Annotated in this window: 19 protein-coding genes; 12 read left to right on the top strand and 7 right to left on the bottom strand. The window is 73.6% G+C overall.

Annotated elements, in window-relative coordinates:
• Positions 1–25: 25 nt before the first annotated feature.
• Together OHS17_RS02755 and OHS17_RS02750 are read right to left on the bottom strand one after the other, a co-directional pair.
• Positions 26–1,462, bottom strand: coding sequence for an MFS transporter (locus OHS17_RS02755; RefSeq protein WP_330310884.1), 1,437 nt, complete (start codon positions 1,460–1,462; stop codon positions 26–28).
• Complete coding sequence (locus OHS17_RS02750) at positions 1,459–2,676, bottom strand: M20 metallopeptidase family protein (RefSeq protein ID WP_330310883.1); 1,218 nt, start codon at positions 2,674–2,676, stop codon at positions 1,459–1,461. Before OHS17_RS02750 ends, OHS17_RS02755 begins: the two co-directional genes overlap by 4 nt.
• A 104-nt stretch (positions 2,677–2,780) precedes the next feature.
• Here OHS17_RS02750 and OHS17_RS02745 point away from each other — a divergent pair, with 104 nt between their 5' ends.
• From OHS17_RS02745 to OHS17_RS02720, 6 genes are all read left to right on the top strand, one after another.
• Entirely contained in the window at positions 2,781–3,854 is a 1,074-nt protein-coding gene (locus tag OHS17_RS02745; protein WP_383168452.1) for an Lrp/AsnC family transcriptional regulator, read from the top strand.
• 177 nt (positions 3,855–4,031) lie between these two features.
• Complete coding sequence (locus tag OHS17_RS02740) at positions 4,032–4,397, top strand: hypothetical protein (protein WP_330310881.1); 366 nt, start codon at positions 4,032–4,034, stop codon at positions 4,395–4,397.
• Positions 4,398–4,874 carry an amidohydrolase family protein gene (locus tag OHS17_RS02735; protein WP_330310880.1) on the top strand — a complete coding sequence of 159 codons (477 nt, stop codon included), beginning with the start codon at positions 4,398–4,400 and terminating at the stop codon, positions 4,872–4,874.
• A 43-nt stretch (positions 4,875–4,917) separates the two neighbouring features.
• Entirely contained in the window at positions 4,918–5,853 is a 936-nt protein-coding gene (locus tag OHS17_RS02730; protein WP_330310879.1) for an oxygenase MpaB family protein, read from the top strand.
• The gene (locus OHS17_RS02725; RefSeq protein WP_330310878.1) at positions 5,835–8,078 is read left to right on the top strand and encodes a serine/threonine-protein kinase; all 2,244 of its coding nucleotides are present in this window, start codon (positions 5,835–5,837) and stop codon (positions 8,076–8,078) included. The genes OHS17_RS02730 and OHS17_RS02725 overlap by 19 nt, the downstream gene beginning before the upstream one ends.
• A 48-nt stretch (positions 8,079–8,126) precedes the next feature.
• On the top strand, positions 8,127–9,671 hold the full coding sequence (locus tag OHS17_RS02720; RefSeq protein WP_330310877.1) for a phytoene desaturase family protein: 1,545 nt from the start codon (positions 8,127–8,129) through the stop codon (positions 9,669–9,671).
• A gap of 11 nt (positions 9,672–9,682) precedes the next feature.
• Here the strand turns inward: OHS17_RS02720 and OHS17_RS02715 are convergent, their stop codons facing one another.
• Together OHS17_RS02715 and OHS17_RS02710 are read right to left on the bottom strand one after the other, a co-directional pair.
• Complete coding sequence (locus tag OHS17_RS02715) at positions 9,683–10,582, bottom strand: hypothetical protein (protein WP_330310876.1); 900 nt, start codon at positions 10,580–10,582, stop codon at positions 9,683–9,685.
• A gap of 145 nt (positions 10,583–10,727) precedes the next feature.
• Entirely contained in the window at positions 10,728–12,557 is a 1,830-nt protein-coding gene (locus OHS17_RS02710) for a serine hydrolase (protein WP_330310875.1), read from the bottom strand.
• Positions 12,558–12,733: 176 nt separating this feature from the next.
• On the opposite strand from OHS17_RS02710, the gene OHS17_RS02705 reads away from it, so the two are divergent.
• Positions 12,734–14,233 (top strand): acyl-CoA synthetase, encoded by a 1,500-nt coding sequence (locus OHS17_RS02705; protein WP_330310874.1) that lies wholly within the window; start codon positions 12,734–12,736, stop codon positions 14,231–14,233.
• Between the two features lie 18 nt (positions 14,234–14,251).
• Here OHS17_RS02705 and OHS17_RS02700 read toward each other — a convergent pair whose 3' ends face one another.
• Positions 14,252–15,040 (bottom strand): SAM-dependent methyltransferase, encoded by a 789-nt coding sequence (locus OHS17_RS02700; RefSeq protein WP_330310873.1) that lies wholly within the window; start codon positions 15,038–15,040, stop codon positions 14,252–14,254.
• Between the two features lie 102 nt (positions 15,041–15,142).
• Complete coding sequence (gene paaK, locus OHS17_RS02695; protein WP_330310872.1) at positions 15,143–16,426, bottom strand: phenylacetate--CoA ligase PaaK; 1,284 nt, start codon at positions 16,424–16,426, stop codon at positions 15,143–15,145.
• Positions 16,427–16,609: 183 nt separating this feature from the next.
• Between paaK and OHS17_RS02690 the strand changes: the two genes are divergently transcribed.
• Complete coding sequence (locus OHS17_RS02690; RefSeq protein WP_330310871.1) at positions 16,610–18,130, top strand: alpha/beta fold hydrolase; 1,521 nt, start codon at positions 16,610–16,612, stop codon at positions 18,128–18,130.
• Positions 18,131–18,149: 19 nt separating this feature from the next.
• Here OHS17_RS02690 and OHS17_RS02685 read toward each other — a convergent pair whose 3' ends face one another.
• The gene (locus tag OHS17_RS02685; protein ID WP_330310870.1) at positions 18,150–19,778 is read right to left on the bottom strand and encodes an FAD-dependent oxidoreductase; all 1,629 of its coding nucleotides are present in this window, start codon (positions 19,776–19,778) and stop codon (positions 18,150–18,152) included.
• Between the two features lie 194 nt (positions 19,779–19,972).
• On the opposite strand from OHS17_RS02685, the gene OHS17_RS02680 reads away from it, so the two are divergent.
• The 4 genes from OHS17_RS02680 to OHS17_RS02665 all read left to right on the top strand — a co-directional run bounded on the left by OHS17_RS02680 (position 19,973) and on the right by OHS17_RS02665 (position 24,096).
• Positions 19,973–21,094 carry a SchA/CurD-like domain-containing protein gene (locus tag OHS17_RS02680; protein ID WP_164629619.1) on the top strand — a complete coding sequence of 374 codons (1,122 nt, stop codon included), beginning with the start codon at positions 19,973–19,975 and terminating at the stop codon, positions 21,092–21,094.
• Positions 21,095–21,167: 73 nt separating this feature from the next.
• A complete protein-coding gene (locus tag OHS17_RS02675; protein WP_018102923.1) occupies positions 21,168–21,602 on the top strand; it encodes a cupin domain-containing protein in 435 nt (144 codons plus the stop codon).
• Positions 21,599–22,858 (top strand): beta-ketoacyl-[acyl-carrier-protein] synthase family protein, encoded by a 1,260-nt coding sequence (locus tag OHS17_RS02670; protein WP_330310869.1) that lies wholly within the window; start codon positions 21,599–21,601, stop codon positions 22,856–22,858. Before OHS17_RS02675 ends, OHS17_RS02670 begins: the two co-directional genes overlap by 4 nt.
• Positions 22,858–24,096, top strand: a complete 1,239-nt coding sequence (locus OHS17_RS02665) for a beta-ketoacyl synthase N-terminal-like domain-containing protein (RefSeq protein WP_330310868.1) — start codon at positions 22,858–22,860, stop codon at positions 24,094–24,096. Before OHS17_RS02670 ends, OHS17_RS02665 begins: the two co-directional genes overlap by 1 nt.
• Positions 24,097–24,136 lie beyond the last annotated feature (40 nt).

The following is a 24,136-nucleotide window of genomic DNA, read 5'->3' as shown; positions in this document are numbered from 1 at the left end:
AAGCCGGGCGCTCCGCCCGCCCCGGTTAATCCGCCGCCCCACGCCGCGCGGCGGCCGCCGCCACGGCCGCGCCCGCCGAGAGCAGCGCGCACAGCAGCCAGACCGTGACGTACCCGGACTCGCTCGCCGCCTCCTGGGTGTCGGGGACGGCGCTTCCGGTCTCGGACGCCGGGGTCGCCAGGATGACCGCGATGACCGCTCCGGCGACCGCCCCGCCCAGGGTCTTCACGTTGTTGTACAGGGCCGCGGTGATCCCCGTACGGGAGGGGGCACCGGCCTCCGCGATCACCGTGGGCAGCGCGCCGAGCGCCACGCCGATCCCGGCGCCCGCGAGCACCTTGGCCGCCACCAGCTGCCAGATCGCCGTGTGGAACGCGGCGGTGGACAGGAAGCTCACGCCGATCAGGGCGAACGAGGCGATCAGCGCGGGGCGGTAGCCGAGGCGCCCCGCGATGCGGTCGGTCAGTGAGGAGCAGACGACCGCGGCGACCCCGGCGGGCAGGGCGATCAGCGAGATGGCGAGGGCGGAGAGCCCGAAGCCGTAACCGGTGCGCTCCGGGTCCGCCGCGAGGAACGTGGAGTCCGGGGCCAGGCTGCCGAAGTAGACGACACCGAACGCCGCCGCGCACAGGAAGTACGGGGCGACACTGCGGTCGGCCAGCGCCCGCAGGTCCACCAGCGGATCCGGCACCCGCAGCTCGCGCACCGCCCACACCGCGCCCGCCAGCAGGGCGAGCGGCACCGGGACCAGCACCGCGCCGGAGAGCAGCGGGCCGGTCTTCGCCGCGGAGATCCCCACGAGCAGCAGGAGCACCGCCAGGCTCAGCAGGCCCACGCCCGGCCAGTCGAGCCGGGCGCCCGGCGTCCGGGTGGACTCCGGGATCGCCAGGAACGAGACAGGGACGCAGAGCAGGGCCAGCACGGCCGGGAGGAGCAGGGTGATCCGGACATCGCCGGTCGCCTTGTGCGCCAGGCCCATGACCACCCCGCCGAGCAGGGTGCCGAGGGTGAGCGCCCCGACCAGGCGCGCGATGGCGCCGCGGGCACGTTCGACGGAGAGCCGGTCGCGTACGAGCGCGATCTCCAGCGGCAGCAGGGCGGCGAGCGGGCCCAGCAGCACCCGGCCGGCCAGCAGCACCGGCAGCGAGGGGGCGAAGGCCACGAGCAGCGAGCCGACGGCGACGCACACCAGCGAGACCCGCAGCATCAGGCGGTGCCCGTACACGTCGCCGAGCCGGCCGAACGCGGGCACGGACACGGCGGCGGCCAGCAGCTGGGCGGCGACCACCCAGTTGAGATCGGCGTCCGCGATCCCCAGCTCCGTGCCGATGTCCGGCAGCAGCGGGGCGATCCCGCCCTGAAGGAAGCCGCTGGTCAGCTCGAAGAGGACGAGGAGCCCGACGACCGCGCCGACGGACGTGGTGCCGGTGCGGGCGGCCCCTGCCGACTCCGTCGTGCTCATGACGGCTGCTCCGCGCGGTCGCCGGCCTCCTGGAGGCGCCGCGCCGCGAGCCCGGCCAGGAGGGTGGCGGCGTCCGCCACCGACCGGTCGTCGTAGACCGCCTGCGCCGAGTGGTTCATGGGGGCGACCGACGGATCCTGACCGGCCGGGCACGCGCCGAGGCCCACGTAGGCGCCCGGCACCTCGTTCAGCACGTACGAGAAGTCCTCGGAACCGGCGATCGGGCGCGGCGCCTCGAAGACCTGCGCGGCGCCGAGCACTTCGCGCGCGGTACGCAGCGCGAACGCGGCCTCGGCGGCGTCGTTGACGGTGACCGGGTAGCCGTCGCGGTAGTCGGTCGTCGCGGTCAGGGCGTGCGCGGCGGCGATGCCCCGCACGGTCCGTTCCAGGGCGGCCCGGACCCGGGCCCGGGTCTCCTCGGAGAACGTCCTGATGGTGGCGGTGAACTCGGCGGTCCCGGGGATGACGTTCCCGGCTGAGCCCGCGTGCAGCGAGCCCACGGTGATCACGGCCGGGTCGAAGATGTCGACGGTGCGCGTGACCAGGGTCTGGAGCGCGGTGACCATCTCGCAGACGGCCGGGACCGGGTCCTTGGCCAGGTGCGGCGAAGAGCCGTGACCGCCGGCGCCCACCACGCGGACGGTGACCTCGTCGGAGGCGGCGAGCATCGGGCCCGGCCGTACGGCGGCGGTGCCGACGGGCAGCACCGCGGAGGTGACGTGCAGCGCGTACGCGGCGACGACCCGGGTCCCGGCCGCGTCGAGCACGCCCTCCTCGATCATCAGCGGGGCGCCGCCCATGCCCTCCTCGCCCGGCTGGAACATGAACACCACGTCGCCCGCCAGCTCCTCGCGCCGCGCCGCCAGCAGCATGGCGGCCCCGACCAGCCCGGCGGTGTGCACGTCGTGGCCGCAGGCGTGCATCCGGCCCGGCACCTCGGAGGCGTACGGCACCCCGCTGTCCTCCTGGACGGGCAGCGCGTCCATGTCACCGCGCAGCAGCACGGCGGGGCCGGGGCGGCCGCCACGCAGCACGGCGGTCACCGAGGTGAGCCGGCTGCCGGTGGTGATCTCCAGGGGCAGCCCGGACAGGGCGTCCAGGACGGCCCGCTGGGTGCGGGGGAGGTCGAGACCGAGCTCGGGCTGCCGGTGCAGGGCGTGGCGCAGCCGGACCAGGGAGTCTTCGAAGGCGAGGGCGTCAGTGCGTGCGAACATGCCTGGTATGGTGCCGATCCGGCCGAACAGACCGGCTCTTGTGCACGGATCCTCCGGAACAGGCGGATCGTTTGCCGACAACCACCACCCCGGAGGGCGGCCCCGTGCTGGACGAACTCGATCTGCTCCTCGTCACCGCGCTCCAGATCGCGCCGCGCGCGGACTGGCGGACCATCGGGGACGTGCTCGACATCGACGCCTCGACGGTCGCCCGGCGCTGGGCCCGGCTCACCCAGGCCGGGCACGCCTGGATCGGCGTACACCCCTCGGTCGCGGCGAGCGGCCCGCACACCTGGACCCTCGTCGCGTTCATCGAGGTGGACTGCGTCCCCGGGCGGCTGCACGAGGTGGCCGGCCACATCGCGGACGACCCGCACGTGTTCAACCTGGAGCACGTCAGCGGCAGCCGGGACCTCGTGATCACCGCGGTCTTCACGGACCACGCCCAGCTCGCCCGGTACGTCGGCTTCCGCCTCGGCGCCCTCGACGGCGTCGCGGCCTCCCGCACACAGGTCGCCACCACCCTGCACACCGAGGGCAGCCGCTGGCGGCTCGACCGCCTCACCGAGGAGCAGCGCCGCAAGCTCGCCCCGCCCGCCCCGCACCGGCAGCCCACCCACACCGTTCCCGAGCGCGACCTCGAACTCGTCCGGGTCCTCGGCGAGGACCCGCGCCGGCCCGTCGCCCACATCGCCGAACGCACCGGGCTCAGCCCGACGACCGTCCGCCGCCGCCTTGACCGCCTTGACGCCGACCGGGCGCTCTCCTACCGGTGCGAGGTGGCACGGTCGCTCTCCGGCTGGCCGGTCTCGGTCTCGTACTGGGCGGCGGTGCCGCAGAGCCGGGCGCCCCAGCTCGCGAAGAGCATCAGCCAGATCCGCGAGATCCGGCTCTGCGCCTCGCTGACCGGCCCGCACAACCTGCTCCTGGCCGCCTGGCTGCGCTCGGTGGACGACATCGGCGCCTTCGAGACCCGGCTGACCGCCCGCCACCCCGAGCTGACGGTGGCCGACCGGGCGCTCACCCTCTGGCCGATGAAGCTCGCCGGGCACCTCCTCGACCCGCAGGGCCGCCACCTGCGGGCCGTCCCCCTGGCCAGCTGGGAGGGCACGCACTCCGACACCGCGGAGGCGGCCCTCCTGGACCGCCTCCGGAAAGGCCCTGGGGCGGGTCCGTAAAGTCGTAGAGTCGGCCGGTCACGGCGGTGAATCGGGTACGGGACGCGCGGCCGGTACGTGTGCCGGGCCTGCGGCAGGACCTGATCGCGCGGGCCCTGGGACCGGAGGCCGAGCACGCACAGACGTGCTCAGGAGCGCCTCCTCCGCGGGGTGTCGTGGACGACGCCGAGATACAGGATGTCGATCGAGCACCTGGGCCCCGGCGTAACCGTGTTCGCCGCCGCCTCCTCCCGCGAGGCCGAAGTACGCGCCCGCAACGCCACCCGCAAGCTCCCGCCGCTCCCCAGGCTGAGGTTCCCCGGCGCCGAGCGGCTGGTGACGAAGCTGATCAAGGGCATGGTCGTGAACCCGGCCGCCCACACCTCCGAGCGCGAGGCCCACGCCTACGAGCTCGCCGACGGCTCGTACGACCAGGAGAAGGCCGAGGAGTTGGCGGCCCTCTTCGCCGCGCACACCACCTGGCAGTGCCCCACCCTGATCCGGGTCCACACCCAGCAGTTCGGCGACGCCCCCGAGCACACCGGGGACCCGAGGCGCCGCTAAATGGCGCCCGGGGAGCTGCGGGCCTGGGACAAGTCGGTACGGAAGTCCGCCCGGCTCCCCGGCGTCACCCGCGACGCCCTGCGCCACCACTGGGCCGCCCAGCTCCGGCTGACCAGGAGCTTCGCCTACGCCGGGGTCCCGATGGTCGCGGGCACCGACGCCTGCGGGGCGGCCCACATCATCCCGGGCTTCTCGCTGCACGACGAGTCCGACCTGCTCGCCGAGGCCGGTCTCGCCCCGCTGACCATCCTGCGCATGACCACGACCGAGCCCGCCCGGTTCCTCGGCGAGCCGGAGGCGTCCGGCCGCATCGCCCCCGGCATGCCCGCCGACCTGGTGCTGCTCGACGAGGGCCCGCTGACGGACCACACCGCGCTGCGCCGAATCGCCGGGGTGCTGCGGGAGGGCTCCTGGTGGTCCCGCGCCGACCTCGATACCGTGCTGGAACGCGTCGCCGCCGCGCCCGGCGCCCGCTGACGTCCGCACCGGCCGGAACGCCCCGAGCGGGAGGGACACGCACATGACGGAAGCCGACCCCGGGCTCTTCGGACCCGCATCGGTCACCTGGCAGCTGCACGGCGACCCAATGATGTGGATCGCCGGGGTGCGGGCCCTCTACCTCCAGGCGCTCCACCCCCTCGCCGTGCGCGGCGTGATGCAGAACTCCGACTTCCGCGAGGACGCCTGGGGCCGCCTCATGCGCACGGCGGGCTTCGTCGGCACCATCACCTACGGCACCACCGAGGCCGCCGAGAAGGCGGGCGCCCGGGTCCGGAAGATCCACGCCCGCCTGAAGGTCACCGACCCGGCGACCGGGAGCATCCACGGCGTGGACGAGCCCGAACTGCTGCTGTGGGTGCACTGCGCCGAAGCCGACTCCTACCTCCAGGTCCTGCGCCGCTCCGGCTATCCGCTGACCGCCCGGCAGGCCGACCAGTACCTCGCCGAACACCGGCACGGCGCCCGGCTCGTCGGCCTCGACCCCGAGGCCGTGCCCGCGACCACCGCCGAGATGGCCGACTACTTCGCCCGCATACGGCCCCGGCTCGCCCGGACCCCGGAGGCGCTGGACGTCGACAGTTTCCTGCGCCGCCCGCCCGTGCCCCCGCTCCTCGTCCCCGTACGGGCCCTGCTGTGGCGGCGCGTCGCCACCCTCGCGTACCAGTCGCTGCCGCCGTTCGCCCATGAGCTGTACGGGAGGACGGCGCCGCCGCCCGCCGCCGTGGACCGGCGGCTGCGCGCCGCCGGGGTGCTCCTCCGCGCCGTTCCCGCACGGCTGCGCTGGCGGCTTCCGCCCGGTCACATCATGAACGCGATGGCGCGGCTCGGACCCGGCAGCCGCCCCACCCCGTACACACTGAAGAGGCAGGCAGCCATACTGGACGCACCGGGGAGGGTGCGGCGACAGCGGGCTGAACGACGGGGGCGGCAACAGGGATGGCGGAAACCAGGCTGATCCAGAGCCGGTACCGGCTGCTCGACCTGATCGGTCGCGGCGGGATGGGCGAGGTCTGGCGCGCCCGCGACGAAGCGCTGGGCCGCCAGGTCGCCGTCAAATGCCTCAAGCCGATGAGCGCCCAGCACGACGAGGACTACACCCGCATCGTCCGCGAACGCTTCCGCCGCGAGGCCCGGGTCGCCGCCGCCCTCCAGCACCGGGGCGTCACCGTCGTCCACGACTTCGGCGAGTACGAGGGCGTGCTCTACCTCGTGATGGAGCTGCTGGACGGCCGCAACCTCAGCCAGCTCCTGGAGGACAACGAGCAGCACCCGCTGCCCGTGGACGACATCGTGGACATCGCCGAACAGGTCGCGGACGCTCTCGGCTACACCCATCAGCAGGGCATCGTCCACCGCGACCTCAAGCCCGCCAACATCATGCGGCTGTCCGACGGCACGGTGAAGATCTGCGACTTCGGGATCGCCCGGCCGGGCCACGGCATCCCGGTCAGCTCCCGGCTCACCGGCGTCGGCATCGCCATGGGCACCCCGCACTACATGTCGCCCGAGCAGATCAGCGGCGGCCAGGTCGATCACCGCAGCGACCTCTACTCGCTGGGCTGCGTGCTGTACGAGATCGCCACCGGGGCCCCGCCCTTCGACCTGGGGGACTCCTGGGGCATCCTCGTCGGCCACCGCGACACCCCGCCCGAACCCCTGCGCTCCCACCGCGCCGAACTCCCCGGGTTCTTCGACCGGGTCGTCCTCGACCTGCTCGCCAAGACCCCCGAGGAACGCCCGGCCGACGCCCACGACCTGCGCCGCCGCATCGCCGTCGGCCGCACCGGCGAGCAGCCCTTCCTCGGCCGTGTCCGTGAAGTCCCGTCTGGCCCGCGGCGCCTGGCACGCACTCTCGCCGCACCGGCCGAAATCCCTAGTACGTCCAGTACGAGGGATGTCGGCCGGCACGCCGAGAGCACGCACCAGACGCCGCAGGCCACGCCCTCCGGGCGTACGACGGGACTTTCCGGACACGCCCCAGGCCCGGCCGGCGAGGCACCGACCGCCCCCGTCACCCTCCCCGGCCCGGCGCCCACCCCCGCCGCGCCGCTGCCCGCCTGGGCGCACACGATGACCGGCGGCCACAAGGCGACGGGCGCGGTGACCCCGCTGGCACCCCCCGACCACGCGGCGGGCCTCACCCTCGCCTGGACCACCGGGACCGCCCCGCCCGGCCCCCGCGCCGACCGCCACGTGCTGAGCCCCGGCCCCACCCGCAAGGAGCGGGCGGAGAACGCGCTGCGCGAGTTCGGGCGCATCGCCGAGGACCGCGCCCGCGCGCTGGGCCCCGAGCACAGCGAGACGCTCGCCGCCCGCCAGCAGATGGCGTACGCGCTCGGCCGCCTCGGCCGGCACACCGAGGCCCACGAACTGCACACCTCCGTGCTCGCGTCACGGGAGCGCGCGATGGGCCCCGACCACCCCGACACCCTGCGCTGCCGCCACAACCTGGCCTTCAGCCTCAGCAGACTGGGGCGCCTGGAGGAGGCGTACCGCATGGCCCGCGACGTGGCCGCCGCCCGCGCCCGGGTGGTGGGCGCCGACCACCCGGACACCCTGGTCACGCTCTACGAGGTCGGCTACACGCTGGGCCGCCTCGGCCGCTGGACGGAAGCCCTGCACACGTACCGCCAGGTCGCCGAGGCACGGACCCGGCTGCTCGGCTCCGAGCACCCGGACACCCTCGCCACCCGCTACGAGGTCGGCATCAGCCTGGGCCGCCTCGGCCGCAGCGCCGACGCCCTGGAGCTGTACCGCGCACTCGTCGCCGACCGCATTCGGGTCAACGGCCCGACCGACCCGGAGACCCTGCGCGCCCGCCACGGACTGGGCGTCAACCTCGGCCGGCTGGCCCGCTGGGACGAGGCCCTGGCCGAGGCGCAGGCGGTGTGCGGTGCCCGGGAACACGTCCTGGGCCCCGACCACCCCGACACCCTCGTCAGCCGCCGCGAGGTCGCCGTCGCCCTCGGCTGGCTCGGGCGCTGGACGGACGCGCTCGCCGTGTACCGGCAGGTCGCCGACGCCCGGACCCGGCTGCTGGGCCCCGCCCACCCGGACACGCTCGCCGGCCGCGACGACGAGGCGCACTGCCTCGAACAGCTGGGCCGCGCCCGCGAGGCCGCCGACCTCTACCGCGAGGTGGCCGCGCTCCGGCAACGGGCCGGCCGCCCGCAGTCCTGACCGGCCGCACGCCCTGGCCCGGCCGCCCGCGCCGTGTTACCAAGGGGCATGACGGTACGGGACAGCTATGACGCGGTGATCGTGGGCGGTGGCCACAACGGCCTGGTCGCGGCGGCCTATCTGGCCCGCGCCGGCCAACGGGTGCTGGTCCTGGAGCGGCTCCCGGCCCCCGGGGGAGCGGCCGTCTCGACCCGCCCCTTCGCCGGGGTCGACGCCCGGCTCTCCCGCTACTCCTACCTGGTCTCGCTGCTCCCGCGGAAGATCGTCCGCGACCTCGGCCTGGACTTCGCCGTACGCAAGCGGACCGTGTCCTCGTACACCCCGGCCGTCCGCGACGGACGGCCCACCGGCCTCCTCGTCGGCGGCGGGGGAACCCGCGACTCCTTCGCCGCACTCACCGGTTCGGACCGGGAGTACGAGGCGTGGCAGCGCTTCTACGCGATGACCGGGCGGCTCGCCGGCCGCGTCTTCCCGACCCTGACCGAACCGCTGCCCACCCGCGAGGCGCTGCGGGAGCGGATCGGCGACGCGGACGCCTGGCGCATGCTGTTCGAGGAGCCCGTCGGCGTCGCCGTCGAGGAGCACTTCGCGGACGACCTGGTACGCGGCGTGGTCCTCACCGACGCGCTGATCGGCACGTTCGCCGACGCCCACGACGCCTCACTGCTCCAGAACCGCTGCTTCCTCTACCACGTCATCGGCGGCGGCACCGGTGACTGGGACGTCCCGGTCGGCGGCATGGGTGCCCTCACCGACGCCCTCGCCGGGGCCGCCCTGGCCGCCGGCGCGCGGATCAGGACCGGTCACGAGGCGCTGCGGATCGACACCGACGGAGCGCGCGCCGAGGTGACCGTACGCACGGCCGACGGCGAACACACCGTCGGCGCACACCGGGTCCTGGTCAACGCGTCCCCGCAGGCCCTCGCCGCCCTCCTCGGGGACGAGCCGCCGACGCCCGCCGAGGGCGCCCAGCTCAAGGTGAACATGCTGCTCACCCGGCTGCCCCGGCTCCGCGACCGGTCGGTGGACCCGCGCCAAGCGTTCGCCGGTACGTTCCACATCGCGGAGGGGTACGGGCAGCTCGCCGCCGCCCACCGGGACGCCTCGGCCGGACGGCTGCCCGCCGCACCGCCGTCCGAGATCTACTGCCACTCGCTGACGGACCCCTCGATCCTCGGCCCGGACCTCGCCGCCCGGGGCTACCAGACCCTGACCCTCTTCGGCCTGCACACTCCGGCCCGCCTCTTCGCCGACGACAACGACACCGCCCGCGCCACCCTGCTCCGGGCCACCCTCGCGGAACTCGACGCGCACCTGGAGGAGCCGCTCGCCGACTGCCTGGCGCTCGACGCGAACGGCGAGCCGTGCATCGAGGCGAAGACCCCGCTCGACCTCGAACGCGACCTGCGCCTGCCGGGCGGCCACATCTTCCACCGCGACCTCGCCTTTCCCTACGCCACGGAGACCACCGGCCGCTGGGGCGTGGAGACCCCGCACCCCAATGTCCTGCTGTGCGGGGCGGGCGCGGTGCGCGGAGGCGGGGTGAGCGGGGTCCCCGGCCACAACGCGGCGATGGCGGCGCTGAGGTTGTGACCAGGGGGCGCTTAGCGGCCCAGCGCCTGACGCACGCTCACGTCGTGGTACTTGCCCAGCCGGTACAGCTCCCAGCACGACAGCACGGTCACCGACACCGGCCCGCCGAGCAGGAACGCGATCCGGGCCGGGGCGGGGACCTCCGCGTTCTCGTTGGTGAACACGGCGAGGGCCGCCATCACCCAGACCAGCAAGGTGGCGAGGACCGGCGGCAGCACCTCGTGGATGTCGGCCGTGCGGAACACATGCGTGAGGCAGAGCCAGATCCCGTACAGGGCGAAGCCCAAGGACCACGCGCAGAGCGTGATGATCACGACCTTGCCGGGGGTTCCGACGGCGTCGCGGAAGGCGGTCGTCGCCGCGTCGGGTGCCATGGCCAGCGGGAACGTGGCCATCGACCCCATCAGCGCCGCCACCGCCCCGAAGGACTTCAGGGACCTCCGCAGGTAGAGCCCGCGCAGAGCGCCCCGCGCGGCGAACGCGAACAGGGCGATCACGAACGGGAACGCGCACACCAGGACGAGCGTGCTGATCCAGCTGTCGCCGAACTTGTCGTCCGCCACCTCCCCGACACCCTTGGCGCTGCCGACCGGCTTGTACGACATGACCAGGACGAGCCAGGCGACGACGCCGAGCCCGGTCCGCCAGTTCTGGATCCTGCGCACCGTCGGGTCCTCGACGGTGTCCGGCCGCGAGGGGCGGAAGGCGCGCTGGGCCGCGTAGAACGGGTTGTAGACGCACTTGAGGATCCGCCGTCCGCGCGACAGCGGCGGCCGGGTCGGGAACGGCGACGGGGGCTGCGGGCCGACGGGGTACGGGTAGGGGTACGGGCCGGGTCCGGGACCAGGGCCGGGCTGTCCGGGGCCGGGCCCGCCGGGCGGTCCCCAGGGGCCGTTGCCGTAGGTGCTCATGCCGCGCATCCTCGAGGGTTCGGTTCCGGGCCGTACGCGGCGCGGCTCGGGCCGCCCGCTCGGCGTGCGGCGTGAGCCTACCCATCCCGGAGGCCGGACGTGCGCGTTCCGGCCTCCGGGACCCCGTTCCCCGGAGGAGCGGCGGTCAGTCCGCCGAAGCGGCCCAGCCCACGGCCGTGATGCGCCGGGCGTCACCCGGCCGGTTCTCGTCGAAGACCGTACGGCCGCCGTCCTCGACCCGGACGGCGTCCACGTACACCCCGCGGCCCACGTACAACTGGTCCGTCGTGTACCGCCATCGCAGCACGGTCCCGGTGCCGCGCCACTGTGCGAGGTCCGCGTCGAGGCGGTGCCAGACCCGGCCCGACCAGCCGGACAGCGAGCCGTCCGGGTGGTTTTCGGGCCGGGGGCGCCCGCCCTGCCCGGTCGGGGTGGTGGTGAACGGGACCGGCTGCCAGGTGGCACCGCCGTCCGCCGAAGCCTCCAGGTACAGGAAGTCCGACGCCGGTTCGGTGTCCCACCACAGCGCGCAGCTCAGCCGGGCCCGCGAGGAGGCGAGCGGCAGGGCGGGCAGCGCCAGAGTGGCCGTGGACGCGCTCGCCATCCCGGAGAACCAGGCGGTACGGCCCCGGGCCGGGCGGACCGCGACGGCCCGGGCCATCTGGTTGGCGGTGGCCACCCGCGGGGCGCTGCCGGACCGCCAGTTGCGCACCGGGTGCACCGAGTTGCCCAGCACGATCAGGAACGAGTCCGTGGACGGGTCCAGGACCAGGCTGGTCCCGGTGAAGCCGGTGTGCCCGGCCGTCCGGGGCGTGGCCATGGCGCCCATGTACCAGTGCTGGTAGAGCTCGAAGCCCAGGCCGTGCGCGTCACCGGGGAACGCCGTGTTGAAGTCGGTGAACAGCAGGTCGACCGAGTCCTCCGACAGGATGCGGGCGCGCCCGTAGACCCCGCCGTTGAGCAGGGTGCGCGCCAGGACCGCCAGGTCCCAGGCGCAGGAGAACACCCCGGCGTGCCCGGCGACCCCGTCCAGGCTGAACGCGTTCTCGTCGTGCACCTCGCCCCAGACCAGGCCGCGGTCGAGCCCGGACCAGGGGAGCCGGGCGTCCTCGGTCGCGGCGATCTTCGGCTTCCAGGAGGCGGGCGGGTTGTAGCGGGTGCGCCGCATCCCGAGCGGAGCGGTGATCCGCTCGCGCAGCAGGACGTCCAGGGTCCGCCCGGTCAGCTTCTCCAGGACGAGCTGGAGAGAGATCAGGTTCAGGTCGGAATAAAGGTAGACCGTGCCCGGCGGGTTGACCGGGACCTCCTTCCACAGCAGCTCCAGCTTCCCTTCCCGGGTCGGCGCGCTGTAGAGCGGGATCCAGGCGGTGAACCCCGAGGTGTGGGTGAGCAGCTGACGGATCGTGATGTCCTGCTTGCCGCCGCCCGCGAACTCCGGCAGATAGGAGGCGACCGTCGCCTCCAGCTCCAGAGCGCCGCGCTCGATCTGCTGCACGGCCAGGATCGAGGTGAACAGCTTGGAGACCGACGCCAGGTCGAAGACCGTGTCCTCGGCCATCGCGATCTGCTGGTCCTCGGGGAACTCCACCCCGGTGTCGGTCGTCTCGTCGTACGCCGAGTAGCGCACCGCCTTGCCGATCGGGTGGTGCAGCGCCACCGTCCCGCCCCGGCCCGCGAGCAGCACCGCGCCCGCGTACCACGGGTGCTTCGGCGAGGCGCCGAGATAGCGCTCCGCCTCGGTGACCAGCTGGTCGAGCGGTTCCCGCAACAGCCCGGCACGGGCGGCCGATCCGCGCCGCAGCGTCGGCTTCGCGCCCCTGCCCGCGTGCATCTGTGACGACCCCGTCCCCGGCTCCGTGGCGGACGCCGTGCCCGCGAACGGGATCGGCGCCAGGGCGAGTGCCCCGCCCAGGGCCAGCATCCCACCGCCGAGCCTCCGCCGGCTGATCTCCCCGGCCGCCGTGTCCTCCGTCATGCACAACCCCTTCTCGCTGCCTGAAAGTAACTTTCGAAATCTCTTCCGAGCGTGAAACTTCCTGCCGAGCAGAGAGTACTGTCAGGACCCGCCGTCCCGTAGGGGCGTGAACGGTAAAGAATCTGATGTCGCGTCAGATCCTTGACCGCCGCGCCCCGGCCGCACAGGATCACGCCATGACCGGTGTACGCAGCAGCACAGTCGACGGCGTCCTGACCCGCAGCGCACGGCGCACCCCCGCACGCACCGCCCTGCGGTACGCCGGCCGGGCCTGGACCTACCGCGAGCTGGACGAGGCCGTCTCCACCGCGGCCGCCGCCCTCACCGAGGGCCACGCGCTGCGCCCGGGCGACCGGGTCGCTGCCTACGCCCACAACTCGGACGCGTACCTCATCGCCTTCCTCGCCTGCGCCCGGGCCGGGCTCGTCCACGTGCCCGTCAACCAGAACCTCACCGGCGACGACCTGGCGTACATCCTGCGCCAGTCCGCCAGCTCCCTGGTCCTCACCGACCCGGCCCTCGCGGACCGTATCCCCGAGGGCTTCGCCGTACGGGCGCTGCGCGACGACGAGGGGTCGCTGCTGGCCGGCCTGGGCACCCCCCGCCCGTTCACCCCCGCGCGCGAACCGGCCGCCGACGACCTGGTCCAGCTGCTGTACACCTCCGGGACCACCGCGCTCCCCAAGGGCGCGATGATGACGCACGGCGCCCTCGTCCACGAGTACGTCAGCGCGATCACCGCGCTCGACCTGCGCGCCGGGGACCGGCCCGTCCACGCGCTGCCCCTCTACCACTCGGCGCAGATGCATGTGTTCCTGCTGCCCTACCTCGCGGTGGGCGCCGAGAACACGGTCCTGGACGCACCGGACGCGGCCCGGATCTTCGACCTGGTCGAGTCGGGGCGGGCCGACAGCCTCTTCGCCCCGCCCACCGTCTGGATCGGCCTCGCCAACCACCCGGACTTCGCCGCCCGCGACCTCGGCGGCCTGCGCAAGGCGTACTACGGGGCGTCGATCATGCCCGTCCCCGTGCTGGAACGCCTCCGCGACCGGCTGCCCGGGCTGGCCTTCTACAACTGCTTCGGGCAGAGCGAGATCGGCCCGCTGGCCACCGTGCTCGGCCCGGACGAGCACGAGGGCCGGATGGACTCCTGCGGCAGGCCCGTCCTCTTCGTGGAGGCCCGGGTCGTGGACGAGCAGGGCAAGGAGGTCCCCGACGGCACCCAGGGCGAGGTGGTCTACCGCTCGCCCCAGCTGTGCACCGGCTACTGGGACAAGCCGGAGGAGAGCGCGGAGGCATTCCGGGACGGCTGGTTCCACTCCGGCGACCTCGCGGTCCGGGACGCGGACGGCTACTTCACGGTGGTCGACCGGGTGAAGGACGTCATCAACTCCGGCGGGGTCCTCGTCGCCTCCCGGCAGGTCGAGGACGCCCTCTACACCCACCCCGCCGTCGCCGAGACCGCCGTCGTCGGGCTGCCCGACGAGCGCTGGATCGAGGCCGTCACCGCCGTCGTCGTCCTGAAGGGCGAGGCCACCGAGGACGAGCTGATCGCGCACGCCCGCGAACGCCTCGCCCACTTCAAGGCGCCCAAGCGGGTCGTGTTCGCGGACGCCCTCCCGCGCAACGCCAGCGGCAAGATCCTCAAGCGGGAACTGCGCGACCGCCTCGCCTGACGGCCGCCCGGCCGCGTCTCACCGGACGCGGCCCACCCCCGTGTAGATGGTGTCGGTGGCGTCCTGGGGCTCCGGCGGGGGCGTGCCGTTGTACCACCGCGGCGCGGGCACCAGCCCGGGGTCGACCATGTCGAGCCCGTCGAAGAAGCGGGCCACCTCCGCGCGGTCGCGGGGTTGCAGCGTGATGCCGCTCGACCGGTAGCGGTCGAGCGCCTCCTGGTCGACGACGAGGAAGTCCACCGTGAAGTGGGACAGCGCCAGACAACTGCCGGGGGGCAGCGCGTCCACCAGGGTGCGGGCGATGCCGTACGGATCGTCCTTCTCGGCCAGGAAGTGCATCAGGGCGATCATCGACAGTGCCACCGGCCGGTCGAAGTCCAGCACCGTACGGGCGTGGGCGAGGATCTTCTCCGGGTCGCGCACATCGGCTTCGAGGTAATCGGTCGCGCCCTCGGGGGCGCTGACGAGCAGCGCCTCCGCGTGCCGCAGGACGATCGGATCGTTGTCCGTGTAGACGATCCGGGCCGCCGGGTTCACCTCCTGGACGATCTGGTGGAGGTTCGGCCGGGTCGGGATGCCGGTCCCGATGTCCAGGAACTGGTCGATGCCCGCCCGCGCAGCCCAGGCGGCCGACCGGTGCATGAAGGCCCGGTTCTGCGCGACCCCCACCTTCGCCAGCTCCGGCATCTGCTCGCCGAGTTCCTGGTCGACCGGGTAGTGGTCCTTGCCGCCGAGGAGGTAGTCGTAGACACGGGCCGGGTGCGGCCTGCTGGTGTCGACCGGTGTGCCGGACGGGCCTGCCGTCATGGTGTGCTCCCCAATCCCTCGGCGGGAGAACACGAGTCCTCCTGCGGACGACGGTCATTCCGGCCCATCCTGCCACAGCAACCCCCGTGGACTGCGCGGAAGTTACGGGCGCTCGTCCACGATCCGCCGGAACTTGCCCACCGACCGCTCCAGCGTCTCCGGGTCCACGATCTCGACGCCCACCGACACCCCGATCCCGTCCTTGACCGCCGCCGCGACCGACACGGCGGCCGCCGCCCGCTGCTCCGGCGTCGCCCCGGTCCTGGCCTCCGCCCGCACCGTCAGCACATCGAGCCGCCCCTCCCGGGTCAGCCGCAGCTGGAAGTGCGGCGACACCCCCGGGGTACGGAGCACGATCTCCTCGATCTGCGTCGGGAAGAGGTTCACCCCGCGCAGGATCACCAGGTCGTCGCTGCGCCCGGTCACCTTCTCCATCCGCCGGAACACCCTGGCCGTGCCGGGCAGCAGCCGGGTCAGGTCCCGCGTCCGGTACCGGATGACCGGCATGGCCTCCTTGGTCAGCGAGGTGAACACCAGCTCCCCCCGCTCCCCGTCGGGCAGCACCTCGCCCGTGACCGGGTCGACCACCTCCGGATAGAAGTGGTCCTCCCAGATGTGCAGCCCGTCTTTCGTCTCCACGCACTCCTGGGCCACGCCCGGGCCCATCACCTCGGACAGGCCGTAGATGTCGACGGCGTCGATCGCGAACCGCTCCTCGATCTCCCGCCGCATCTCCTCCGTCCACGGCTCCGCCCCGAAGATCCCCGTCTTCAGCGAGGTCGTCCGCGGATCGACGCCCTGCCGCTCGAATTCGTCCAGGATGGTCAGCATGTACGAGGGCGTCACCATGATGATGTCGGGCCGGAAGTCCTGGATCAGCTGCACCTGGCGGGCCGTCATGCCGCCGGACGCCGGAATCACCGTGCAGCCCAGCCGCTCCGCCCCGTAATGCGCCCCGAGACCACCGGTGAACAGCCCGTAGCCGTACGCCACATGGATCTTCTGCCCCGGCCTGCCGCCCGCCGCCCTGATGGAACGGGCGACCACATCGGCCCAGGTGTCCAGGTCCTTCCCGGTGTAGCCGACGACGGTCGGGCGGCCCGTCGTGCCGCTGGAGGCGTGGATGCGGCGGACCTGGTCCTCGGGGACCGCGAACATCCCGAACGGGTAGTTTTCCCGCAGATCCGCCTTGGTGGTGAACGGGAAGCGGGCCAGATCGGCGAGCGAGCGGCAGTCCTCCGGCTTCAGTCCCGCCCGGTCGAAGGCGGCCCGGTAGTGCGCCACGTTCTCGTAGGCGTGGCGCAACGTGGCACGCAGCCGTTCCAGCTGGAGCGCCGCCAGCTCGTCGCGGCTCATCCGTTCCGCCGTATCCAGCCGAGCCGTCACGCGGGCCTCCCTCGTTCCGTACACGTGGTGCGGACGACCGATCATTCGGTCGTTTCCCTCCGGAGCAGTAATTCAGGATCTTGCACCGCCTGGCAAGAGGCGTGACGCACATCGCCCTCCGACCCGGCTACGCCCGTACCGAACACGGCTGCGTCACCCGGACGGCCCTGTTTGTATGGGGGCATGCCGACCTTCCACTCGTACGACGGAACCGAGCTCGCCTATCACCTCGTGGGGGAGGGGACACCGCTGATCTGCCTGCCCGGCGGTCCCATGCGGGCGAGCGCTTACCTCGGCACCCTCGGCGGGCTCGCGGACCGGCGGCAACTGGTCCTCCTCGACCTCCGGGGCACCGGCGACTCCGCCGCCCCCGACGACCCCGCCACCTACCGCTGCGACCAGCAGACCGAGGACGTCGAGGCCCTGCGCGCCCACCTCGGCCTCGAACGCGTCGACCTCCTCGCCCACTCCGCGGCCGGCGAACTCGCCGCGCTCTACGCCGCCCGCCATCCGCGCCGACTGCGCAACCTGGTCCTCGTCACCCCCACCACGCAGGCCGCCGGCCTCCCCGCCGCCGTGGGCGACACCCGCGAGGTGGCCGCCCTGCGCGCCTCGGAACCCTGGTACGAGGACGCGCTCGCCGCTCTGGAAGAGATCTGGGCGGGCCGGATGACCGGCGAACTCCGCGCCAGGACAAGGCCGTTCCTGTACGGGCGCTGGGACGCCGCCGCCCGGGAGCACGCCGCCGCCTCACCCGCGCAGATCAACGCCGAGGCCGCCGCCCGGTACGCCGGTGAAGGTGCCTTCGACCCGGCCGCGACGGTCCCCGCCCTGCGCACGCTGGAGGCACCGGTCCTCGTGCTGGCCGGTGAGTACGACAGCATCCTGACCCCCGACCGGGCCGCCGAACTGGCCGCACTCTTCCCGCACGCCGAGTTCGCCGTGCAGCGCGGCGCCGCGCACTTCCCGTGGATCGACGACGCGGGGGCGTTCGCCCGCACCGTCGAGGCGTTCCTCGATCCGGAGGTGCACAGCGTCCGGGCGGGCGGGACGCGGCTCGCGTACCGGGTGTGGGGCGACCCGGCCGCACCGCCGGTCGTCCTGGCCCACGGCCGCTGCGGCAACAGCGGCGACTGGGCCGTCATCGCCGCCCGGCTCGCCGCCACCCACCGGGTGTACGCCTTCGACTTCCGGGGCCACGGGCTCAGCGACTGGCCCGGCCGCTACAGCTTCGAGCTGTTCCGCGACGACCTGCACGGCTTCCTGGAGGCCCGCAACCTCGCCGGCGCCACCGTCGTCGGGCACTCCATGGGCGGAGCCGCCGCCTGTCTGCTCGCCGAGCGCCACCCCGGGCTGATCGGCCGCCTCGTACTTGAGGAGGCGCCCCCGCTCATCCCACTCGACCCGCCCCGCCCCGTGCCCCAACGGCCTGACGAGGAGCTGGACTTCGACTGGCCGCTCGTGCCCGCCATCGACGCCCAGCTGAACGACCCGGACCCGGCAGGCCGCGAACTCCTCGGTGAGATCACCGCCCCCACCCTCGTCGTCGGCGGAGGCCCGCGGAGCCAGATCGCCCAGGAGGACCTGGCCCGGACGGCCCGCGCCATCCCCGGCGCGGAGTTCGTCACCATCGACGCGGGCCATCTCGTACACACCGAACGACCGGAGGAATTCCTCACCGCCCTCCGGTCGTTCGGCATCTGATCACCTAGCTGACACCACGTCAGTCACGGTGCAGGAGCGCCACCAGGACGTCGTGCAGCGTCGCCTCGGCGTCCTCGGAGCCCGACTCCGTACGCCAGGCGACGAAGCCGTCGGGGCGCACCAGGACCGCGCCCTTCCGGCCCGTCCCGTGCGCCTCGGCCCAGTCCGCCCCGTCCTCCGGCTCCAGCTCGGCGCCCGCACCGATGCCGAACGCGTCGAGCCGCACCCCCAGCCGGTCGGCCACCCGGGCCGCGGCCCGCCGCCACACCGTGTCCGCCCCGTCCGCCAGCAGCACGAACGCGCGCTCGTACAGGTCCAGGGTCGAGATCCGCTCCCCGGCCCGGCGCACCCAGAGGTGGGGCGCCCGGCTGCCCGGCTCGCCCGTCAGCCGCATCCCCTCCGGGACCACCGGCGCGTCCGGCGCCACACCGAGCACCGCGCCCGCCGTGTACCGGTAGCCCAGCGCCACGTTCAGCATCCCGCCCCGCTTCCCGCCGCCCACCGAGGGCGGGGGAGCGTAGCCGGGGTGGCTGTGCTCCTCGGACCGCGCCGACGCGCGCTCACTGGTCGCCCGGGCCACCGGCAGCCGCTCCTGCCCGTACGTCTCCAGCAGCCCCCGGCCCGCCTCGCCCCGCAGCACCGCGGCCAGCTTCCACGCCAGGTTGTGCGCGTCCTGGATGCCGGTGTTCGAGCCGAAGGCGCCGGTCGGCGACATCTCGTGCGCCGAGTCACCCGCCAGGAACACCCGCCCCCGCGCATACCGTTCGGCCACCCGCTCCGCCGCGTGCCACGGTGCCTTGCCGGTGATCTCCACGTCGATGTCGGGCGCGCCGACGGCGGTACGGATGTGGCGGGCGCACCGCTCGTCCGTGAAGTCCTCCAGCGTCTCGCCCCGCTCCGGCTGCCACGGCGCGTGGAACACCCACTCGCTCTCGTTGTCCACCGGCAGCAGCGCGCCCTCCGCCTCCGGGTTCGTCAGGTAGCACACGATGAAGCGCCGGTCGCCCAGCACCTCCGCCAGCCCGCGCGAACGGAAGGTGACGCTCACGTTGTGGAACAGGTCGCCGGTCCCCGACTGGCCGATGCGCAGCTGCTCACGGACCGGGCTGCGCGGCCCGTCCGCCGCGATCAGGTAGTCCGCCCGCACCGTCGTGTGCTCACCGGTCTCGCGGTTCTTCAGGGTCGCCGTCACCCCCGAGGCATCCGGGTCGAACGACATCATCTCCGTGGAGAAGCGCAGGTCACCGCCCTGCTCCCGGGCCCGCTCCAGCAGGACCGGCTCCAGGTCGTTCTGGCTGCACAGGCACCAGCCCGTCGGGCTGAACCGGGCCAGCGCCCCGCCCGGGTCGATCTCCTTGAACAGCCACTCCTGGTCCTCGCCGGTCAGCGAGCCCGCCTGGAGGATGCCGTGGTTGTCCGCCAGCACCGAGGCGGCCGCCCGGATCTCCTGCTCGACACCCGCACGGCGGAACACCTCCATCGTGCGGACGTTGTTGCCGCGGCCACGCGGATGCGTCGACGTGGCGGCGTGCTTCTCGACCAGCAGGTGCTCGACGCCGAGCCGGCCGAGGAAAAGGGACGCGGACAGACCCACCAGCGAACCGCCCACGATGAGGACCGGTACATGGAGGTCGACGTTCTCGTTCATCAGTTGCTCCAGCTCCGACGCCGTACAGATGCTCTGTTCCATGCCCGGGCCGGAGCCGGTCGGAGCCCTTCGGACGCCTGCTCACCTGAACGGTTCATAAATCTCGCGTCGGGCGGACCAGCGTTTCACGATCGGTCACGGAGACGGCCGGGTCTCCCGCATTCCTGCCTCCCACCGTCGAAGGAGTTCGCCAGATGACCACCACCCTCTCGGAACGGATCTCACAGTCCGCCTTCGACGGATCCCGGCTGCGCGTCGTGCTGCTGCTGGACCTGCACGACGGCGCCCAGAAGCAGTTCCTGGAGGCGTACGAGCACATGCGCAACCAGGTCGCGTCCATCCCGGGCCACATCAGCGACCAGCTGTGCCAGTCCATCGAGAACCCCTCGCAGTGGCTGATCACCAGCGAGTGGGAGAGCGCCCCGCCCTTCCTCGCCTGGGTGAACAGCGAGGAGCACGTGGCCACCGTGCAGCCCCTGCACAGCTGCGTACGCGACACCAGGTCGCTGCGGTTCAGCGTGCTGCGCGAGACCGGCAAGGGCTTCGAGGCCGTCCCCGACCCGGTCAAGGGCAGCCTCCAGACCTCGCCGCGCCTCGGTGACGGCGTCGTGCGCCACGCGCTCACCTTCACCGTGAAGCCCGGCACCGAGGACATCGTCGCCAAGCTCCTCGCCGACTACGAGTCGCCCCGCTCCCGCGTGGACGACCACACCCGGCTGCGCCGCACCTCGCTCTTCATGCACGGCAACCGCGTCGTGCGCGCCGTCGAGGTCGAGGGCGACCTGATGGCCGCGCTGCGGCACGTCTCCCGCCAGCCCGAGATCCGCGCCGTCGAGGAGGCCATCAACCCCTACCTCGAACAGGACCGGGACCTCGCCGACCCCGACTCCGCCCGGATGTTCTTCACCCGCGCGGCGCTGCCCACCGTGCACCACGTCTCGGCCGGCCGCCACGCCCCCGAGAGCCTGCGCCGGCACGCCGTGTTCTACCAGGCGAAGGAGGGCTGCGGCATGGCCCTGGCCCGCCTCCTGGCCGGCCACGACGAGGAGGCCGCCGACGACACCGGCAGCCCCATCGACAGCAGCACCATCTTCCAGCGCGACGACGTCGTCGTACGCCTCCTGGAAGCGGACGGCCCGCTCGACGCGCAGCCCGCCCAGGCCCTCGGCATCCACGGCCCCGGCAAGGCGGCCCGCCTGGCCCGCCTCCTCGACGGCGAGGCGAACGCCGTCCCCGCCACCGACGAGGACGCCGCGCGCTTCCTCGCCCGGTCCGAGATGCGGCTGATCACCGACCGGCGCGCCGCGGAGTCCTGAACCGCGCTCCGGCACCCGGGCCCTCGCCCGACCCGTCACCCCACGCGCCCTGCGCCCAGGAGGAGAAGCAGAGATGACCACCCACCGGCCACGCATCGTGGACCTCAGTGAGACCCAGCCCAACACCAGGCGCGGAGGCGACCTGCGCGCCCTGCTCACCCCCACCGCGGTGGGCGCCACCAGCGGCTTCATGGGCCTCGCCCTCGTGGACCCCGGCGACCGCATCGGCGAGCACTACCACCCGTACTCCGAGGAGTTCGTGTACGTCGTGCAGGGGCACCTGGAGGTCGACCTGGACGGGGAGACGCACACCATGCGCCCCGACCAGGGCCTGCTGATCCCCCCGCACGTCCGCCACCGCTTCCGCAACGTCGGCGACACCGAGGCCCGCATGGTCTTCCACCTCGGCCCGCTCGCCCCCCGCCCCGAACTCGGCCACGTCGACACCGAGGTGACCGAGACCGCCGAGCGGGGTGCCCCGCCAGAACGAACCGAGGCCGCGTCATGACCCGGCGCGTGGCGGTCACCGGGGTCGGCGTCGTCGCCCCCGGCGGCATCGGGGCCCCGGCCTTCTGGGACCTGCTCTCCAACGGCCGCACCGCGACCCGGGGCATCACCCTCTTCGACCCGGCGGGCTTCCGCTCCCGGATCGCCGCCGAGTGCGACTTCGACCCGGCCGCCCACGGACTGGACGACGAGGACATCGCCCGCGCGGACCGCTATGTGCAGTTCGCCATGGTCGCCGCCCGCGAGGCGCTGGCCGACGCCGGGCTGGACCCGGAGCGCACCGACCCCTGGCGGATGGGCGTCTCCCTCGGCACCGCGGTCGGCGGCACCACCCGGCTGGAGCACGACTACGTCGCCGTCAGCGAGAAGGGCGCGCGCTGGGACGTGGACCACCGCCGGGCCGGCGCCCATCTGGAACGCGCCTTCTCGCCCAGCTCGCTGGCCTCCGCCGTCGCCGAACAGGTCGGCGCCCACGGCCCCGTGCAGACCGTCTCCACCGGTTGCACCTCGGGCCTGGACGCCATCGGCTACGCCTTCCACTCCATCGAGGAGGGCCGGGTCGACGTCTGCATAGCCGGTGCGTCGGACTCGCCGATCACCCCGATCACCGTGGCCTGCTTCGACGCGATCAAGGCGACCTCCCCCAACAACGACGACGCGGAGCACGCCTCCCGCCCCTTCGACGCACGCCGCGACGGCTTCGTCATGGGCGAGGGCGGAGCCGTACTCGTCCTGGAGGAACTGGAACACGCCCGGGCCCGCGGGGCGACGGTGTACTGCGAGATCGCCGGCTACGCGACCTTCGGCAACGCGTACCACATGACCGGGCTCACCCCCGAGGGCCTGGAGATGGCCGAGGCCATCAACCGGGCGCTCGGCCACGGCCGGATCTCCCCGCAGGACATCGACTACGTCAACGCGCACGGCTCCGGCACCAAGCAGAACGACCGGCACGAGACCGCCGCCGTCAAACGGGCCCTCGGCGCGCACGCCCACAAGGTGCCGATGAGCTCCATCAAGTCGATGGTGGGCCACTCCCTCGGCGCGATCGGGGCGATCGAGATCGCCGCCTGCGTCCTGGCCCTGGTCAACCAGACGGTGCCGCCGACGGCCAACTACGAGTCCCCGGACCCGGAGTGCGACCTCGACTACGTGCCGCGCACCGCCCGCCCCCTGAAGCTGCGCAGCGTCCTCTCGGTCGGCAGCGGCTTCGGCGGCTTCCAGTCCGCGGTGGCCCTGACCCGAGGGAGGACCTGATGACCACCCCCAAGGCCCGGCGCACCGTTGTCACCGGCATCGGCGTCGTCGCCCCCAACGGCACCAGCACCGAAGCCTTCTGGAAGCGCACCCAGGAAGGCATGAGCGTCCTGGACAAGGTCACCCGCGAAGGGTGCGAGGACCTGCCGCTGCACATCGCCGGCGAGGTCCGCGGCTTCGACCCGGTCGCGCTCATCGAGGAGCGCTACCTCGTCCAGACCGACCGGTTCACGCACTTCGCGATGGCCGCCGCCGACATGGCGCTGGACGACGCCCGGCTCGGCCGCGCCGACTACGAGGACCGGCCGTTCGGCGTCGGCGTGGTCACCGCGGCCGGTTCCGGCGGCGGCGAGTTCGGCCAGCGCGAACTGCAGCAGCTGTGGGGCCAGGGCTCCACGTACGTCGGCCCCTACCAGTCGATCGCCTGGTTCTACGCGGCGAGTACCGGCCAGATCTCCATCCGCGGCGGCTTCAAGGGCCCGTGCGCGGTGATGGCCAGCGACGAGGCGGGCGGCCTCGACGCGCTCGCGCACGCCGACCGCTCCGTGCGGCGCGGCACCGACGCGGTCGTGGTCGGCGCCGCGGAGGCCCCGCTCGCGCCGTACTCCGTGGTCTGCCAGCTCGGCTACCGCGACCTGAGCGCGGCCGAGGACCCGACGCGCGCCTACCGCCCCTTCACCTCGGACGCCTGCGGCTTCGTGCCCGCCGAGGGCGGCGCGATGTTCGTGGTCGAGGAGGAGGAGTCGGCCCGCGAACGCGGTGCCCGGGTCCGGGCGGAGATCGCGGGCCACGCCGCGACCTTCACCACGGCCGCCCACTGGGAGGAGTCCCGGGAGGGCCTCGCCCACGCCATCGAGGGCGCCCTGCGGGAAGCCGGCTGCGCCCCCGACGAGGTCGACGTCGTCTTCGCGGACGCGCTCGGCTCGCCGGCCGCCGACCGGGCCGAGGCGCTGGCGCTGGCCGACGCACTCGGCCCGCACAGCCGGCGCGTCCCGGTGACCGCCCCCAAGACCGGCATCGGCCGGGCCTACTGCGGGGGTCCGGTGCTGGACGCGGCGGCGGCCGTCCTGGCCATGGAGAACGGCCTCGTCCCGCCCACGCCCAACGTCTTCGAGGTCTGCCACGACCTCGACGTCGTCACCGAGCGGGCCCGCCCCGCCGAACTGCGCACCGCGCTGGTGCTCAGCCGCGGCCTCATGGGCTCGAACGCGGCCCTGGTGCTCCGGCGCCCCGCGTGAGCCCGTCCACCCCGCGCCTCCACCCCTCGTGAGAAGGAGA

The organism is Streptomyces sp. NBC_00523, assembly GCF_036346615.1.
Classification (GTDB): Bacteria; Actinomycetota; Actinomycetes; order Streptomycetales; family Streptomycetaceae; genus Streptomyces.
The sequence above is the reverse complement of the archived record's forward strand: the minus strand, read 5'-3'. Positions and strand labels throughout refer to the sequence as shown.